Source organism: Pantoea wallisii (genome assembly GCF_002095485.1).
Lineage (GTDB): Bacteria > Pseudomonadota > Gammaproteobacteria > Enterobacterales > Enterobacteriaceae > Pantoea > Pantoea wallisii.
Map to the genome: position 1 here is coordinate 24,096 of NZ_MLFS01000049.1, position 16,439 is coordinate 40,534.

15 protein-coding genes and 2 pseudogenes are annotated in these 16,439 nt (G+C 54.1%); 12 read left to right on the forward strand and 5 right to left on the reverse strand.

Annotated features, from left to right (window positions below):
- Positions 1-504 precede the first annotated feature (504 nt).
- From HA48_RS16315 to HA48_RS16340, 6 genes are read left to right on the forward strand one after another with little or no spacing between them, the layout of a single operon-like run.
- Positions 505-762 (forward strand): helix-turn-helix transcriptional regulator, encoded by a 258-nt coding sequence (locus tag HA48_RS16315; RefSeq protein WP_128602263.1) that lies wholly within the window; start codon positions 505-507, stop codon positions 760-762.
- Entirely contained in the window at positions 759-1,007 is a 249-nt protein-coding gene (locus tag HA48_RS16320; protein WP_128602264.1) for a hypothetical protein, read from the forward strand. Before HA48_RS16315 ends, HA48_RS16320 begins: the two co-directional genes overlap by 4 nt.
- A gap of 13 nt (positions 1,008-1,020) precedes the next feature.
- Positions 1,021-1,545, forward strand: coding sequence for a host cell division inhibitor Icd-like protein (locus tag HA48_RS16325; protein WP_128602265.1), 525 nt, complete (start codon positions 1,021-1,023; stop codon positions 1,543-1,545).
- Positions 1,542-1,808: a hypothetical protein gene (locus tag HA48_RS16330; RefSeq protein ID WP_128602266.1), complete on the forward strand. Its 267-nt coding sequence runs from the start codon at positions 1,542-1,544 to the stop codon at positions 1,806-1,808. Before HA48_RS16325 ends, HA48_RS16330 begins: the two co-directional genes overlap by 4 nt.
- Positions 1,795-2,136 (forward strand): DUF5375 family protein, encoded by a 342-nt coding sequence (locus HA48_RS16335; protein ID WP_128602267.1) that lies wholly within the window; start codon positions 1,795-1,797, stop codon positions 2,134-2,136. Before HA48_RS16330 ends, HA48_RS16335 begins: the two co-directional genes overlap by 14 nt.
- A 14-nt stretch (positions 2,137-2,150) precedes the next feature.
- Positions 2,151-4,466: a primase-like DNA-binding domain-containing protein gene (locus HA48_RS16340; protein WP_128602268.1), complete on the forward strand. Its 2,316-nt coding sequence runs from the start codon at positions 2,151-2,153 to the stop codon at positions 4,464-4,466.
- A gap of 297 nt (positions 4,467-4,763) precedes the next feature.
- On the opposite strand, the gene HA48_RS16345 is transcribed toward HA48_RS16340, so the two are convergent.
- The 3 genes and pseudogenes from HA48_RS16345 to HA48_RS22980 form a co-directional block, all read right to left on the reverse strand.
- On the reverse strand, positions 4,764-5,564 hold the full coding sequence (locus HA48_RS16345; RefSeq protein WP_128602269.1) for a DUF3800 domain-containing protein: 801 nt from the start codon (positions 5,562-5,564) through the stop codon (positions 4,764-4,766).
- A gap of 830 nt (positions 5,565-6,394) precedes the next feature.
- The gene (locus tag HA48_RS16350) at positions 6,395-6,733 is read right to left on the reverse strand and encodes a contact-dependent growth inhibition system immunity protein (protein WP_128602270.1); all 339 of its coding nucleotides are present in this window, start codon (positions 6,731-6,733) and stop codon (positions 6,395-6,397) included.
- An 11-nt stretch (positions 6,734-6,744) separates the two neighbouring features.
- Positions 6,745-6,903: pseudogene (locus HA48_RS22980) on the reverse strand (RNase A-like domain-containing protein); the annotation flags it as partial.
- 385 nt (positions 6,904-7,288) lie between these two features.
- On the opposite strand from HA48_RS22980, the gene HA48_RS16355 reads away from it, so the two are divergent.
- The 3 genes from HA48_RS16355 (at position 7,289) to HA48_RS16365 (ending at position 9,035) form a co-directional block, all read left to right on the forward strand.
- A complete protein-coding gene (locus tag HA48_RS16355; protein WP_128602271.1) occupies positions 7,289-7,645 on the forward strand; it encodes a hypothetical protein in 357 nt (118 codons plus the stop codon).
- Positions 7,646-7,804: 159 nt separating this feature from the next.
- The gene (locus tag HA48_RS16360) at positions 7,805-8,257 is read left to right on the forward strand and encodes a hypothetical protein (RefSeq protein WP_128602272.1); all 453 of its coding nucleotides are present in this window, start codon (positions 7,805-7,807) and stop codon (positions 8,255-8,257) included.
- A gap of 121 nt (positions 8,258-8,378) precedes the next feature.
- Entirely contained in the window at positions 8,379-9,035 is a 657-nt protein-coding gene (locus tag HA48_RS16365) for an epoxyqueuosine reductase QueH (RefSeq protein WP_128602273.1), read from the forward strand.
- A 38-nt stretch (positions 9,036-9,073) separates the two neighbouring features.
- On the opposite strand, the pseudogene HA48_RS16370 reads toward HA48_RS16365, so the two are convergent.
- A pseudogene (locus HA48_RS16370) lies at positions 9,074-9,744 on the reverse strand (SDR family oxidoreductase).
- 143 nt (positions 9,745-9,887) lie between these two features.
- Positions 9,888-12,608: a magnesium-translocating P-type ATPase gene (mgtA, locus tag HA48_RS16375; RefSeq protein ID WP_128602274.1), complete on the reverse strand. Its 2,721-nt coding sequence runs from the start codon at positions 12,606-12,608 to the stop codon at positions 9,888-9,890.
- 773 nt (positions 12,609-13,381) lie between these two features.
- Between mgtA and HA48_RS16380 the strand changes: the two genes are divergently transcribed.
- The 3 genes from HA48_RS16380 to HA48_RS16390 form a co-directional block, all read left to right on the forward strand.
- On the forward strand, positions 13,382-14,950 hold the full coding sequence (locus tag HA48_RS16380) for an ABC transporter substrate-binding protein (RefSeq protein WP_128602275.1): 1,569 nt from the start codon (positions 13,382-13,384) through the stop codon (positions 14,948-14,950).
- Complete coding sequence (locus HA48_RS16385; RefSeq protein ID WP_128602276.1) at positions 14,950-16,002, forward strand: ABC transporter permease; 1,053 nt, start codon at positions 14,950-14,952, stop codon at positions 16,000-16,002. The genes HA48_RS16380 and HA48_RS16385 overlap by 1 nt, the downstream gene beginning before the upstream one ends.
- A partial coding sequence (locus HA48_RS16390; protein WP_128602277.1) for an ABC transporter permease occupies positions 15,999-16,439 on the forward strand: 441 nt, incomplete at its 3' end. The genes HA48_RS16385 and HA48_RS16390, both read left to right, overlap by 4 nt.

Below are 16,439 nucleotides of genomic sequence, written 5' to 3' on the forward strand. Positions count from 1 at the left end.
GTAAAGGATGAGGCCATTCTGTCGTGTACCACAGGACAGCGCATTTCATTACTTTCCGCCTGTAGATGAGCAGACAAGGGAACAACCGGTGCGAGACAGCCCCTTAAGAGATTATATTTCTTATATAACTGTTCACTAGTATTCACTGAGACAAAAAAGATAATAAATACAGTAATTAAGGTTGTGAACACTTTAAAATTAAGTCTTCACTTAGTATTCACCCGTATTCACGCAACTCCAGACAACAGCTTTTTTCTGGCGAGCCTTTTTCAGCGTTTAATCCTATCAATAACATCCTTTTGATTGCCTTAAACTTGCAAATGGCAAATGTTTGCAGTTCATTGCAATTTAATGGCAAACGATGGTTAAAAAATAATCATGCGTACTTATCTCAGCAAGCCGGACACTTGTTTACTTACCGAAAAATATTCTCAAAATAGGGGGTTACCTAAAGACACCACCGGAACCGGGCAGCACCGGCCGGACTCATAATGAGGTAACACCATGCACGCAGTTTCATCCCTACCAGCCCCTGCCGTTCCCGTAATGCGCGATGTTGTTTACCCGCGCGACCGCTTCATGCGCCTGCCGGAAGTCATCAGCACCTGTGGCCTGTCACGCTCAACCATTTACGACTTAATCAGTCGTGAGCAGTTCCCGTCGCAGATTTCCCTCAGCGGTAAAAATGTTGCCTGGCTGGCGTCAGAGATTGACGGCTGGATGCAAGCCCGCATCGCACAACGTGCCGGAGGTACAGCATGATTACGCTGGATATCAGCACGAGAACCTGTCCGCTCACCCGCGAAGAGGCCACTTATGTCGCAGAAATCCTGACTTCAGCCGTCAGCGGCAAACCCGCTGCCGCACCAGCCTTTACCGGTGGGATCCACGGCCATATTTCCGTGCTGAGTCAAAAAACGAAGCCTGCCTGGCAGAAAGCAAAGAAAGGGGACGGGGAGTTCCGATCAAATCCGCCGCAATCCGATCACGTCCTGACCGGTTGCTGAGGAAAACACCCCGATGTGTAAAAAAAGGCTTTTCTCTGGCGAGCGCCCGTTATACAGTTTTCGTGCTGCCGCAAAATCGGCAGCCGGGCGTGAGAACCCGAGCAAAACAAAGGCGACACAACACGCGCTAGGCGTGTTTTTTTGTGTCATCGCCTCAGTGCACCCATTATCCGGGCAACGGTTCTTTCGCCGTTGCGCCATCTGCGTAATGGTGGCCCGGGCGGGGCAGCCTTCGGGCTGGCCGGTTTCCTTTGTTGCCGGTTTCTCACCCCCGTCCGGGCTACCACCCAAGCGTGAGAACTTCTGTGGTAGCTCTTTTCAGCTAACAAAGGAGTTATTCATCATGGCAGTGATCTTCTGCACGTCTCGTTCCGAATTCACCTTTATTTTTGCCGCCATACGCCGCACCGATGCAGCCGCACGTCCCTGCATGCTGCGTACCGTGGCCGGCGATGAGCGAAGCGCCCGCGCCAGCCTCGCCCGCGATTACGTCCTGTCCTTTGCCGGCCGTCTACCGGTTAAGGCGGTGGCCGCATGAACACGCTCACAAAGCGCCTGAATAACAGTGAGACCTATCCCATTCCCCACGCTGACTATCTGGGCCTGCTCCACGCGCATGCGGTCGGCGTGACCGTGCTTGATATGTTCGACTCGGTGAACGGTATGAGCGCACGAGGCTGCGTGCCGGACGGCGCGGCGCTGGCCTCGGTCGTCGCCCTGCTCACCGACCAACTCGGTAAAGTCGTTGAAACCTGTGAATCCCGCATGTTAGCCACGGAGGCCCGCCATGATGACCGTTAATCACTCATGCCTGCCCGTTGAGGTACGCACTGCCGTTTACCGCCGCGCGCTGGCGCAGGGTTATCTCAACGCCTGCACAACGCTGGGCATCACCGTTTCGGCAACGCTCGACGAACTACAGATGACCATCGCGCTCGAACTGGAAGGATTTTACGTGCGTCGCCACGGCCCGGACGCAGGCATGGAGATGGCCTGCACGATGCTGGGCGATATGGTTGAGCCGGACCTGCTGACCGCACCGCCGCGGCTGACGCAGCTCGGCGTCACCATGATGGATGAACTTTTCCGCAGCCAGCTTGCGGCCGCCAGCCGCATCATGCTGCACTGAGGGAGAAAATGCAGATGAAACATATCGTCTCTGACACCGTTAAGGCGGCCACCGGATTCTGGCCGCAGCTTCTGCCTGCCCTCGGTATTAGCGTGCTCGCCGGGGGGCGACACGGTGCCTGCCCGGCGTGCGGCGGTAAAGACCGCTTCCGCTTCGACAATCAGGACGGGCGCGGAACGTGGCTGTGTAACCAGTGCGGGGCCGGTGACGGCCTTAACCTTGTGGAAAAGGCGCTCAGTATCAGCGCTAAAGAGGCCGCCATGAAGGTGGCCGGAATGCTCGGCACGCTGCCGGAGTCAGCCCCGGTTATGCATGATGAAGCCGCAGAAAAAAGCCGCACGCAGGCAGACGCCGCCGCACGGGCGCAGGCACTTATAGCCGCTGCCGTCAGCCGCACGGACAACGCCTACCTTTCAGCGAAAGGGCTACACGGCACGCAGGCGCTCACACTTGGGGAGGCGCTGCGCTGTGGTGGTGTCAGCTTTGCCGCCGGGGATGTGCTTATCCCGCTGACCGGCGAGGACGGTACCGCCATTAACGTGCAGCTCATCAGCGCCGCAGGCGACAAGCGCACCCTGCCCGGCGGACAGGTGAAAGGCACATACTGGCTGGCCGGTGAGCCGGATGGCAAAACGCTGTGGCTCACTGAAGGATACGCAACCGGCCTGACCGTGCACCGGCTGACCGGGCAGGCGGTTTACGTGGCGCTGAGCGCCAACAACCTGCCCTCACTGGCAAAGCGGCTGCGTGAGTCATACCCCGGCGCGCTGATGATGATTGCCGCTGACCGCGACAACAACGGCACCGGCCAGTTAAAGGCAGAGGAAGCGGCGAAAGCCTGTGGCGGTAAAGCCGCCCTGCCGCCGGTTGCGGGTGACTGGAACGACGTATGGCAGATGCAGGGTGATATCGCCACGCAGGCGCAGCTCAACGGCTTCACGCAGCCGCAGCCTTTCAGCCCGTTTGAATCCGTCAGCGAGGCTGACCTGAAAGCAATGAGCGCCAGCCAGAAAGCTGAGCTGCTGGTCGCCCATTACGGAGAGGCGCTGGCCGTGCCGCCGGTCGGGGAGGAAATCTGCCGCTATGAGAACGGCGCATGGCAGGTGATGGAGGCGAAGACACTGCGCCGGGAAATCGCCGCGCTGTTTCAGAAAGTACGCGCACCGTTCTCGGCCGCCGGTATCGGCAGCGTGCTGGACACGCTCAAGCTGATGGTGCCGCAGATGGGTAAACCGTCCCGCCGCCTGATTGGTTTCCGTAACGGCGTGTATGACACCACGACAGGCACCTTCAGCCCGCACCGCCGCGAGCACTGGCTGCGCACTGTCAACAGTGTGGATTACACCGCCCCGCGTCCGGGTGAAAACCTCGCAGACCACGCCCCGGCCTTCTGGCGCTGGTTAACGCGGGCCGCCGGGCATAATCACGACAAGCAGGAGCGCATTCTCGCGGCGTTATTTATGGTGCTGGCAAACCGCTACGACTGGCAGATGTTTCTCGAAGTTACCGGCCCCGGCGGCAGCGGTAAAAGCGTCATGGCCTCGATAGCCACTCTGCTGGCCGGAAAAGACAATACCACGTCAGCCACTATCGACACGCTGGAATCCTCGCGCGAGCGCGCCAGCGTGGTGGGCTTCTCGCTGATTATCCTGCCTGATCAGGAGAAATGGAGCGGCGACGGCGCGGGCATCAAGGCGATTACCGGCGGCGATGCGGTGGCCATCGATCCGAAATATCGCGATGCTTACTCCACACACATCCCGGCGGTGATTCTGGCAGTAAACAATAACCCAATGCGCTTCAGCGATCGCAGCGGCGGCGTGTCGCGCCGTCGGGTAATCCTGACGTTCCCGGAGGTAATACCGGCTAATGAGCGTGACCCGCAGTTGCTGGATAAAATCAGCAACGAGCTGGCTGTCATTGTTCGTCATCTGATGCAGCGCTTCGTGTCACCAGATGAAGCGCGCGAGCTGTTGCAGGCGCAGCAGTCATCCGGCGAAGCGCTGGAGATAAAGCGCCAAGCTGATCCACTGGTTGATTTCTGTGGTTATCTGATGCCGCTAAGCACGCCGAACGGACTGTTTATCGGCAACGCCAACATTCGCCCGATTAACCCGAAACGCTATCTCTACCATGCGTATCTGTCATTTATGGAATCGCGCGGCCATCAGCACCCGCTCAGCCTGACGGCTTTCGGTCAAGCGGTGCCGCAGACGCTGAAAGAGTATGAACGTGTACTGCTCAAGCGCCGGACGAATAACGGTATACAGACCAATCTCACACTGCACGAAGACAGCGAAGCTGACTGGCTGCCCTCGTGCAGCGGCTAATAGCATTACATCACTTAAACCGGCTCAGGCCGGTTTTTTATATTTTAGGCTATTACTAACGTCAGCCAAGGTCAGCTGTATGCAATGAGTGGGCATTGTTAACAACATCCTATACGAATCAACGTGGATCAGGTCATTACTATCGGGATGATTGACGATCTGTGAAAAGGATGTATGATCTTTATATCAAGTTTTGGGAATGAAGAGGCGGCTCCCAAAAGAAAACCGCCAAGTTGGTAACTTCGACTCGATAATTGGTCTGGTACTCCAACCGCGCCGGCTGTGAGGTCGGCTCCTTTATTTTTTTGGCAGTGGATACCTCAAGCGCACTGATTTTGTGTCTATATCTCTTGGGCCTTTCGTTGAGTCATAAAAATACCAGATGTTAAATTTCCTTTCGGTATGCCATGTATCGTTTTGCAAATTATCCCAGCCAAGATATGAAGCAACCCTATTTGAGATAGAGATTTTTGCCTCAGAGGAAGCTTTCCCCTGATAAGCACACATGACTGCACCAAGAAAAAAATCCGCTATTTGAATGTTCTCAGATGACTTGGAATCCTTTGTCACCACGCGAGAAATAATTTCAGGCCTGCCAAATTTCCTTTTAAGTATGTTGTTAGCAATAACATGAAACTCTTCATCAGCTTTCTTATAACGAGACGCTATTGGGTCAACCTCAATTCTAAAGTAACTTTCTCTATCGGGATGGGCTGATATTACGCTGCTTATTTTTGTAGTTAGCAGCTTCGTGAAATGTTTCCTTCTTGCAATATCATAATCGCCATTATGATATGTCTTATTCACCATAGACTTTTCGATTACGATACAGTGAAACGCTAACCATGGAACCTTGAAAAACAACTCGATAAGTTCATTGTAAAATTCGGCATATCGCTTCGAATGGGCTTTTTGCCATTTGATCTCTTCATAGAAACCATGTTTATCGCGTAACTCTCTAACTACTCGAGCAAAGTCTCCACGTCGCTGATACTTCATCCATAAACTGCCGAAGCCGTAGAACCTTTGGCCGTCAATGCCTGATTCGTCACAAGCAACGTGCCAGATTAATTTACCGGGGTTATCACTATCAGTCATTGATAAGCTCGCATCGGATTCGTCCCAAGCTGGTTATTTAACCACAAATGTAAGCTATTGATAAAGATCGCTTTAATATCAAGCTGGCAGGCTAGCTTTGGTGGGCCTTCTCTTTTCCCTTTCTACCGTTCCACAACTTCGAGTCTTCCCTGTGGGTAGAAGCAACATTTCTCAGCCTATCACAAAGCATCGGCCGTTTTTGACATAAGTGAGAATATGGCAACTGATATCATCAAATTGGTTACAGCTATAGCAAACGGCGCTTTATCCAGCTCAGTTGAGCTACTCTCCGTCAATCAATATAAACTGATAACAGCATTGTCTGGTCTTGGCACAGATCTGATCATTGCCAGCATGCAGCATCTGATAACATCACCTCACATATACCGGCTTTTGCCAGTTTTTTATCCCCTAAACAAAGGTAATCTCCCTCAGTGCACACTAGTGTACATCTCCTCTTAAACCCATCACTACCTAAGCTAATGAATGTAAATAATAAAAATATAAAGTGAACAGTGTGAACACTTTTCCTGGAAATCATTTTATTCAGCTATGGCGCCATGCATCCGTTATCCAAGCTGAGCAGCTCCGAGAGATGAGATCCGATAATTGGTACACGTTTAGGTACACGGAACAAAGTTGAATTAGATAAAACCTCAATTTTACATGAGCTTGCGAATATTATTCAGACTCCGCCAGCCCCGTGAAATGCTCTTGCATAATAAATCATAATAAATCACCTTATAGAAAACCACACATTTCGAGTAATGCACAAGATAAATACCTGTTTCTTCTATTTACCGATTCCATTAATGCAATAAGTCCACACTTCAAAACTGTGACGACTCTGAAGAATGCCCTGCAGCATGCAAATGTTCAATAACTCTGTTCTCAACAGATTTCAGCCACTGTTCAGCTGTCATACCCCATCTTTCCGGCGCGAATTCGCCACGATAGCGGGCTATCAAAATTGCACATCCATCTGTTTGCTCTTCCAGCTCTTTCAAATTAGCCAAAAGCATTCTTAATGAAAAAGACGTGGACGTTCTCAAATAGTCATTAAGTAATTCATCAAAATCACAATCCTCATCAATTAAATCGCAATCTTGTCCAAAATACACAATCACCAGCGTATCAAGTTCACACGGTTTAGAAGTATCTGTATCCATAACTCTATCTCTTAAGGCACAGGGTAAGCCGTTACTATAAAATAAAGCTTATTGTGGTATTGACGTGCTTTTATTATAACTCTCGCACCATAAGTGTTTTTAACCTGGTTAGTAGCTTTATTAATATAGACACCCACCGGGCTATTAAAACGATGCTTCAAAGGTAACTTTAACTCTGGACCATATGCTTTACCGTGTTTTCTATAGCACGTACCCTATTATGTGCGCGCACTACGGACAATAATTGTTCAGTCGCCCTGTGATCCCCGCTTCATCTTTTGCTGTAAAATCGCAGTTTATGATCATTTTTAAAGCCTCAAGCACGCGTGTCTGTTTATGTGTGGATCGCATAGCCATTACAGTTCTGCCTGGTTAGAGCACATCCGTCTCTACCCTCAAACCAGCCTCCTTTAAAACGTAGGCCTGTACGCCATATGTCGTTTCCCTGTAACAGCGCTATGATTCACTTACAGTTTTATCCTAAAGCCTGATATTGCTCTCTGTGCCACTCTTAACTACGCTCATAACACTAATGACGTTCAATGAGGGAATATGATGAAAAAGACACTTATTGCAGTATCAGCGCTTCTTCTGGCTTCTTCAGCTTTTGCTGCCACTACACATGCGACAGATGAGACCGTAGCCAATGCACAGGCGGGTGCTAACACCGCCAAAGAGAAACTGCATGAGGCGCAGCATCAGGGTGAAGAGCAACAGCTTAAAGCCAAGCATGCCGCTCAAGGCAAAAGCGATAACCTGAGCAGCAAAGCGAGCGAAGGCACGCAGAAGACCTGGAATAAGACCAAAGAAGATACTGAAAAAGGTTGGGATGCGACCAAAGAAGGTACGCAGAAAGGCTGGAACAAAACCAAAGAGGGTGCCAGCGATCTGAAGAAGAAAGTGACTGAATAACTTCTTCGGCTGATTCAACAGAGTCAGCAAAACTGGTTATGAACATAAATGCCTGATGCCCTGCATCAGGCATTTTTTATGGATTAAAACGCCTTACCAGGTTTAAACTTCTGCCAATATCCTGTTCATTCCAGCCGAACATTAAAAGAAAAAGCGCTAATGAGAAGAACAAGTAACTTGTCGCTGCTTCAAATAGAGGAAGCCACTGATATTGCTCAGGCGCGTTCAGAACTCCTTCTGGATCAAAAACCAACCGGACTTATCGTGTCCGGAAAAATTCTTGAAGCGGCAGTAGAGGTGAGTGCAGGACGCTATGTGCTGTTCCTGACTGATGATGTTATTTATGAAGAGTCACTCACCGTCATTCTCTGCTCTCTCACTGCGGGTATCGAAGAGATTATTACCCTCGGCGGTGCATATAGTTCGGGTTTGTTCCAGCAACTAATAATAAGTGATAACCGCTTAAGCTTCAGGTTTATTGGTGATGCCATCTGGCATATAGAGATCGAAAACAGACCGCGCTTTAAACTGCCCTTCCTGGGCGATCCCAAAGGCGTTAAACGAAAAAATCGTCTGGGGAAGATCATGAATATCACGACGACACAAGGTTGATTGCGCCAGGTCCCAGGCTGGTGACAGCCCTTTTAAGGCTAAACAGGTTATGGCCACGCTTTGCATCTCACCCCCAATCCCCCTACACTTGCCGCATCACCCTTAACCTTAAACGCTGCTTATGTCCGACTCTTTCAAACGCCAACCGCTGCCCTTGCCTGGCGGCCAAAACAAAGTGCTGTTGCACTCCTGCTGCGCGCCCTGTTCCGGGGAGGTCATGGAAGCGATGCTGGCATCCGGCATTGATTACACCATCTTCTTCTACAACCCGAATATCCATCCGCTGAAAGAGTATGAGCTGCGCAAAGAGGAGAACATCCGCTTTGCCGAGCAGTTTGGCGTACCGTTCGTTGATGCGGATTATGACAAAGATAACTGGTTTGATCGTGCACGCGGCATGGAGTGGGAACCCGAGCGCGGCGTGCGCTGCACCATGTGTTTTGATATGCGCTTTGAGCGCACCGCGCTATATGCGCATGAGCACGGCTTCCCGGTTATCACCAGTTCGCTGGGGATTTCGCGTTGGAAGAATATGCAGCAGATAAATGATTGCGGTGTCCGCGCGGCGGCAAAATATCCGGATATGCTGTACTGGGAGTTCAACTGGCGTAAAGGCGGTGGTTCATCACGCATGATTGAGATCAGCAAGCGGGAGCGCTTTTATCAGCAGGAGTACTGCGGCTGCATCTACTCGCTGCGCGATACCAACCGGCACCGCGTCGCCAGCGGTCGGGAACGTATTGAGATCGGCGTGCAGTACTACTCGCCGGACGAGTAAAAAACAGCGGCTGACAATCATCAGCCGCTGCTGTTAAGTCACCACGCCAGCGTTTTGCCGCTGTACTCCACGTAATGATGGCCGCCCTGCCCGCTAAACCGCTGCATCTGCGCCACCAGCCCCTGTGCGCTCTCTGCTGCGGTAATATCTGCGCCCTCGCCGCCCATGTCGGTTTTTACCAGCCGGGATGCAGCGATAGCAGCGTCATCCCCTGCGGTTCAATCTGCTTCGCCAGCGCGCGGCTCAACATATTCAACGCGGCCTTGCTGGCCGAATAGAGCGGCAGCGTGGCATCCGGATTCTCTGTCAGGCTGGCAAGCTGCGAGGTCGTAATGCCCAGCACGCTATCACGATCCCGCAGCAGCGGCACAAGGTTCTCGCTCATGCGCACTGGCGCCACGGCGTTGGTGAAGAACAGCTCGCTTAACTGCGCATCGTCAACCTCGCTCAGTGAGTGTTGCGGGCCAAGAATGCCGGCGTTAACCAGCACGTAGTCAAACTTCTCTCCGCTTAACGCCTGCACAAACTGCGTGCGCTGCTGCGCATCCGTGATATCCAGCGCCAGCCAGCGTAGCGCCGGATGCTGCAGGGAAATGCTGGTGCTGCGATAAGTAGCCGTTACGTCCCAGCCGCTATGCAGGAGTTGCTCTACAACGGCCATGCCAATACCTTTGGAGGCGCCGATGATTAATGCTCGCTGTTGGCTCATGGTGTCACCTTTGTCAGGGGGCAGCCTGGCTGCCCTTTCTTGAATTAACGCAGGACTAACGTTAGCACGACGATGACTGCCACACTTATCAGCAGGTGGCACACGAGACGATCAAGATCCGGTCTGCGCATAGTCCCTCCCGCTTAAAACCACTGGCCGAAGCGTTTGATGTACAGATGCTTCATACCCTGTGCCACCAGACAGTAACCCAGCAGTGTCGCCAGCAGCCACGGGAAGTAACTCCACGGCAGCGGCACCAGCCCCACCATGCTGCCGAGCGGTGAGAACGGCAGCAGAATCCCGGCGATCATGACGCCAGCCGTGGTCAGCAGCACCGGCAGCGCCGCACGACTCTGGATGAACGGAATCTTGCGGGTGCGCAGCATATGCACCACCAGCGTCTGCGAGAGCAAACCCTCCACGAACCAGCCAGACTGAAACAGCGACTGCATAGACGGCGTATTGGCGGCAAACACATACCACATCAGCGCAAAGGTAGTGATGTCGAAAATCGACGAAGTGGGCCCTATCCACAGCATAAAGCGCCTGATGTTCTGCGCATCCCACTTACGCGGTTTACGCAGAAACTCGCGATCCATTTTGTCCCACGGCAGCGCCAGTTGTGAGAGATCGTACATCAGGTTCTGAATCAGCAGATGGATCGCCAGCATGGGCAGAAACGGAATGAATGCACTTGCCACCAGCACGGAGAACACGTTGCCAAAGTTAGAGCTGGCGGTCATGTTCAGATACTTGATGATATTGCCGAACGTCTCGCGCCCTTTCATCACGCCCTGTTCCAGCACCATCAGATCCTTCTCCAGCAGAATAATGTCAGAGGACTCTTTAGCGATATCCGCTGCGCTATCCACGGAAATGCCGACATCCGCATCACGCAGCGCTGGCGCATCATTGATACCGTCCCCGAGGAACCCTACCGTGTGTCCCTGCTGTTGTAGCGCGCGAACCAGACGCGACTTCTGCAGCGGCGTCAGTTTGGCAAACACAGCGTGACTGTCCGCAGTCTGCGCCAGCTGCTCGTCGCTCATGGCGGCCAGCTGCTCGCCCGTAATAATCTCCCCGCTGTCGATGCCCACCTGCTGGCAAATACGCGCGGTAACCACCGGATTATCACCGGTCAGCACCTTCACGCTAACGCCGTTCTCACGCAGCGCGCTAACCGCTTTCATCGCACTCTCTTTAGGCGGATCAAGGAAGGTCAGCATGCCTTCAACGATCAGCCCCTGCTCATCGGCCACGCTTAACGGCTGCGCTAAGCCTGGTTCTGCTAACGGGCGACTGGCAACCAGCAGCACGCGAAAGCCCTGCTGATTGTACTGATGCGCCAGCGCCAGCAGCTCGTCGCGGCGGGTGGCATTCAGTGGCTGAATTCGTTTGCCCTCGCGCTCTGCGCTGGCGATGCTCAGCATCTCTTCCACCGCGCCTTTGCAGATCAACAGCTGCTGATTCAGGCGGCGATCATGCACGACCACCGAGACGCGGCGCCGCACAAAATCAAACGGCAGCTCGTCCACTTTGCTGTAGTAATCCCCCATCGTTGTGCTGATACGATCTTTACCGTAGCGCAGGATGGCGCGATCCATCAGGTTTGGCGTTCCGCTCTGATGGTGGCTGTTGAGCCAGCTCAGCATCAGTACGCGTGAGTTTTCCACGCCCGCACAATCGAGGTGATGCTCAAGAATAATGTTGTCCTGCGTCAGCGTGCCGGTCTTATCGGTACACAGCGTGTCCATCGCGCCCAAATTCTGGATGGCGTTCAGGCGTTTAACGATCACTTTGCGCCGCGAAAGCGCGATCGCCCCTTTTGCCAGGTTGGAGCTGACAATCATGGGCAGCATCTCCGGCGTCAGGCCGACCGCCACCGCCAGCGCAAACAGTGAAGCATCCAGCCAGTCGCCTTTGGTCAGGCCGTTAATCAGCAGTACCACCGGCACCATCACCAGCATGAAGCGGATCAGCAGCCAGCTGACGCTGCTTACGCCACGGTCGAACGCAGTTTGTGAGCGCTGACCCACAATCGATTTTGCCAGGCTGCCAAAGTAGGTCTCGTTACCGGTAGCCACCACCACAGCTTTCGCGCTGCCGCTGGCCACATTGGTACCCATCAGGCAGATGCTGCCCAGCTCCAGCAGAGAGGCACCCGGCTGGCTGGCGCTGGCGGTTTTGCTGGTGACGTGGCCGGTAACATCATACTTCTCCACCGGCAGGGACTCGCCGGTGAGGATCGCCTGGCTGATGAACAGGTCACGCGAATCAAGCAGCCGCACATCAGCAGGCACCAGATCGCCCGCGGAGAGCAGGACAATGTCGCCCGGCACCAGCGTGCCGATCTCTGTTTCGCGTTTTACCGGCGCATCCTGCGGTGACGGGCGGCGCAGCACGGTGGCGGTAGTCCGTACCATGGATTTCAGGGCCTGCGCCGCTCTGTTGGTGCGGAACTCCTGCCAGAAGCGCAGCAACCCGCTCAGGGTTACCATCGTCACAATGATGATCACGCCGGTCAGTTCAGTCTCCTCGCCGCGGCGCAGCGGCAACCAGTAATCTGTGAAGAAGCTCACCAGGGCCAGCGCCATCAGTACATAGATAAAGGGGTTGTTGAAAGCCTGGAGCAGCTGCACTCCGGCTGGCGGCGCTTTATCGTGTTCGACCACATTGTGCCCATAGACCTTCAGTCGGGCTTCGGCTTCCCGCTCGCTCAGGCCTTGTGCATCACTGCGCAAGCGCAGCAGCGTTTCGTCCGCGCTGAACCCGGCTTCGCGCTCAATGAGCCAGGGCATTTTCTGGTGTGACTGGCGAATGGCACGCCACGCTTTTTTATTTTGATTGAGTTTCATGTCAGTCATGATGACACTCCTCTTCTCTTTTTTACGGCAATAAATATCCCTGCGTGCGCAGCACACAATAAAAAGGGACGCAATTTCACGTTATTTACGCGTTTAAATTAAAAGTAACCTGTCGGGAATTTCCATATTACCTCCCGGAAATAAAGGGCGCAGAGAATCACACGCAATAAGCGTGAGAAAAAGAGATACGCGCTCTGTTCCGGCACAATAAACGGCAATGATGCGTTTAACGTGCAGGCGAGAACAGCAGGCTAACGATTAGCGCGCTGTGGAAGGCGGAGGGAAAAGTGTGTTAAAAATCATATGCATGATGAAACCCCTACGGACCTGAGCCCGCTGCTACGTCATTATCAGGGAACAATCATCAGAAAAAGGTGAGGATTGCTGCCCGCCGTGTTGGCAAGCAGCGACAAAAGTGTTTGCGCGTCAGCTTGCCTTGTATTGCCATTGATAAGGGTGACTGTCCAACGAAACTCTCCTGTGTGAAGTTGCGGCTATTATATTTATCGACTCAATGAAGTAAAGGTAATTATCCCGGCGTTAAGATCGGTTTAATTTCTGTTGCCGTTTGGTTGATAATTCACGCCCCTCTTTAATAACATTCTGTCTTAATAAATTTGCTTAAAAACGCCCCTGACGCGGATCGCGCGATGCGGGCTTATAACTGAACCGCCGCACTTAGAACTATAAAGCATATGCATAGCCATAAATTGACTATTCTTAGCTGTAGCGCTCTCGTACACTCGCGTTACTTTCTAAGGCAAGGAAACAACATGAAAAAAATTATTCCCTCACTGCTGGCGCTCTCGCTGGTTGCCGCCTTTTCCAGCCAGGCCGCCACACCTAAAGATACGCTGGTGATTGCACAGTCAACGGATGACGCGGATAGCTTCGATCCGGCACAGGGCTTTGAACTGACCACAGTGCAAGCGTTCACTAACATCTATCAACGCCTGGTACAGTCCGATCCCTCCAATCCGACCGACCTCAAACCCACGCTGGCAACGTCATGGCAGCCCGGCAGCGATAACCGCAGCCTGACGTTTGAGCTGCGTAAAGATGCCAAATTCGCCAGCGGCAATCCGCTGCGCCCGGAAGATGTGATCTTCTCCCTGGGCCGCGTCGTAAAACTCAACCTTGATCCCTCCTTTATTCTTACCCAGCTCGGCTGGAATAAAGACAATGTGGACACGTTCCTGAAAAAGGTTGATGACAACCACGTGCAGATTAGCTGGAGCGCTAACGTCAGCCCGGCCTATGTGCTGAGCCTGCTCTCAGCGCCGGTGTCGTCAATCATTGATGAGAAAACCGCGCAGGCTAACGCGAAGAGCGGAGACTTTGGTCATGCGTGGCTTGGCACGCACTCTGCAGGTAGCGGCCCCTACCAGATCCGCAAAGTGGTACTGCATGAGGCGGTGCTGCTGAGCGCAAACCCCAGCTCGCCGGCGGGCGCGCCGAAGCTGAAAAATATTTTGATCAAAAACGTGCCGGAACCGGCTGCGCGTCGTCTGCTGCTGGAACAGGGTGATGTTGATATCGCGCGTAACCTGGGTGCCGATCAGATCGCCTCACTGAAAGGTAAAGCGGGCGTGAAAACCGAAGCGATTCCGATGGCATCGCTCTACTACATCCAGTTCAACGTGGGTAAAAACCCGGTCCTGAAAAACCCGGCCCTGTGGGAAGCGGCGCGTTATCTGTTTGACTATAAAGGCATCGCCGACGATCTGCTGAAAGGCCAGTTCGAAGTGCATCAGACTTTCCTGCCAAAAGGCTTCCCCGGCGCGCTGAACGACACGCCATACAGCTACGATCCGGAAAAAGCCAAAGCGATTCTGAAGAAAGCCGGACTGACCAACGTCAGCTTTACGCTCTCCACCAGCAATCAGCCACCCTATCTCGACATCGCGCAGGCACTGCAGGGCAGCTTCGCCAAAGGTGGAGTGAAAGTGGAGGTTCAGCCGGGCCTCAGCTCTGAAGTCTCTACGCGCGTGAAAGCGCATCAGTATGAGGCCACCCTGAACGCATGGGGCGCGGACTATTTCGATCCCAACACCAATGCCGCTTCATTCGCGTATAACCCGGAAGATGGCAGCAAAACCATTGCGTACCGCTCTGACTGGCACATTCCGGCGCTGAGCAAGCAGACGCTGGCTGCCACCGCCGAAGCCGACAGCAATAAGCGCGTCGAGCTCTACCAGGCGATGCAGCGCGAAGTGCTGAAGAACTCGCCGTATGTGATTGGCTTACAGGCGCGTAACCTGATTGCGCTGCGCGATAACCTGAAGGGTTATGTACAGGGCATCAACCCGGACATGGTCTACTACGCGCAGGTTGAGAAGTAATGGCAGTCTCGTCATCCAGAGCCGGGTTCGCCCGGCCACTCTGGCAGCGCGTTAGCCGCCTCGTCACCAGCCTGCTTTCGCTGCTGGTGACGCTGGTCGGTCTGTTAGCGTTCACGTTTATGCTGTCACATCTCTCGCCGGTCGATCCGGTACAGCAGATTGCCGGCGATCACGCCAGTGAAGCCACTTACGCGCAGGTGCGTCACGATCTCGGGCTGGATCAGCCGGTGCTGGTGCAGTTCTGGCGCTACATCAGCCACCTGGCGCGCGGTGATTTAGGCCTGTCGCATCTTACCAATCAGCCCGTCAGCGCCGATCTGCTGCGTACCTTCCCGGCCACGCTTGAGCTGGCAACCTGCGCGATGATCTTCGCTGCCGTATTCGGTGTTGCCCTGGCGCTGTTAGCCGCCTGGAAACCGGGTAGCATTATCGATAACGTGGCGCGCTTTATTTCGCTGCTGGGCTATTCGGTGCCGGTGTTCTGGCTTGGCCTGCTGGGTTTGCTGCTGTTTTACGCCGTGCTGCACTGGTCCGCCGGGCCAGGCCAGCTGGATGATATCTGGATCTATACCCTTGAACCGCGAACCGGCTTTGTATTGATCGATAGCTGGCTGTCGGGCGATCCCGAGATGTTCCGTAACGCCATCGCTCACCTGTGGCTGCCGGTAGTGATTCTGGGCCTGCTGGCGATGGCCGGCATTACCCGTCTGCTGCGCGCCGCGCTGCTGGAAGAGAGCAGCAAAGAGTATGTGATTCTGGCGCGCGCCAAGGGCGCCGGTCGCGGCCGTATTCTGCTGCGCCATATCTTCCCCAACGTACTCGGCACGCTGATCACGGTTATCGCACTCTCGTACGCGACGTTGCTGGAGGGCTCAGTGCTGACAGAAACCGTGTTCGCCTGGCCGGGTGTGGGCCGCTATATGACCAACGCCCTCTTCTCTTCCGATGTACCGGCGATCCTCGGTGCCACGCTGCTAATTGGCAGCTGCTTTATTCTGCTCAATGCCGTGGCTGATGCCCTTACCTGGTTAACCGATCCGAGAACCCGATGACTCAACAACTGCATGAACTGGAAACCGTGCGCCCGCGTCGCCGGCGCGCCCGTGTGACCTCGCTCTCCATCGGCCTGACGCTGGTGGTGATTCTGGTGGCGATGGCGCTGTTTGCCCCCTTGCTGGCGCCGTTCGATCCCAACGCGCAAACCATTGGCCAGCGCCTGCTGGCGCCCTCTGCGCAGCACTGGTTTGGCACCGACGGCTTTGGTCGCGATCTGCTCTCCCGCGTGATTTACGGTGCGCGCCCGACGCTGCTGCTGGTGTCGCTGATTCTGGTGCTCACGATTCCGGTGGGTCTGCTGATCGGCATCACCGCCGGATACGTAGGCGGCTGGACCGAGCGCGTGCTGATGCGCATCACGGATATTTTTCTGTCGCTGCCGAATCTGGTGATTGCGCTGGCGCTGGTTGCGATGCTCGGCCCTGGCTTGATA

Excerpts from the sequence above, each read along its gene's own strand:
- HA48_RS16360 (WP_128602272.1), top strand. The coding sequence starts at position 7,805 with ATGAGAAGAACAAGTAACTTGTCGCTGCTTCAAATAGAGGAAGCCACT.
- HA48_RS16340 (WP_128602268.1), top strand. The coding sequence starts at position 2,151 with ATGAAACATATCGTCTCTGACACCGTTAAGGCGGCCACCGGATTCTGG.
- HA48_RS16330 (WP_128602266.1), top strand. The coding sequence starts at position 1,542 with ATGAACACGCTCACAAAGCGCCTGAATAACAGTGAGACCTATCCCATT.
- HA48_RS16350 (WP_128602270.1), bottom strand. The coding sequence starts at position 6,733 with ATGGATACAGATACTTCTAAACCGTGTGAACTTGATACGCTGGTGATT.
- HA48_RS16380 (WP_128602275.1), top strand. The coding sequence starts at position 13,382 with ATGAAAAAAATTATTCCCTCACTGCTGGCGCTCTCGCTGGTTGCCGCC.
- HA48_RS16335 (WP_128602267.1), top strand. The coding sequence starts at position 1,795 with ATGATGACCGTTAATCACTCATGCCTGCCCGTTGAGGTACGCACTGCC.
- HA48_RS16325 (WP_128602265.1), top strand. The coding sequence starts at position 1,021 with ATGTGTAAAAAAAGGCTTTTCTCTGGCGAGCGCCCGTTATACAGTTTT.
- HA48_RS16355 (WP_128602271.1), top strand. The coding sequence starts at position 7,289 with ATGAAAAAGACACTTATTGCAGTATCAGCGCTTCTTCTGGCTTCTTCA.
- HA48_RS16365 (WP_128602273.1), top strand. The coding sequence starts at position 8,379 with ATGTCCGACTCTTTCAAACGCCAACCGCTGCCCTTGCCTGGCGGCCAA.
- HA48_RS16345 (WP_128602269.1), bottom strand. The coding sequence starts at position 5,564 with ATGACTGATAGTGATAACCCCGGTAAATTAATCTGGCACGTTGCTTGT.
- HA48_RS16385 (WP_128602276.1), top strand. The coding sequence starts at position 14,950 with ATGGCAGTCTCGTCATCCAGAGCCGGGTTCGCCCGGCCACTCTGGCAG.
- HA48_RS16320 (WP_128602264.1), top strand. The coding sequence starts at position 759 with ATGATTACGCTGGATATCAGCACGAGAACCTGTCCGCTCACCCGCGAA.
- HA48_RS16315 (WP_128602263.1), top strand. The coding sequence starts at position 505 with ATGCACGCAGTTTCATCCCTACCAGCCCCTGCCGTTCCCGTAATGCGC.
- mgtA (WP_128602274.1), bottom strand. The coding sequence starts at position 12,608 with ATGACTGACATGAAACTCAATCAAAATAAAAAAGCGTGGCGTGCCATT.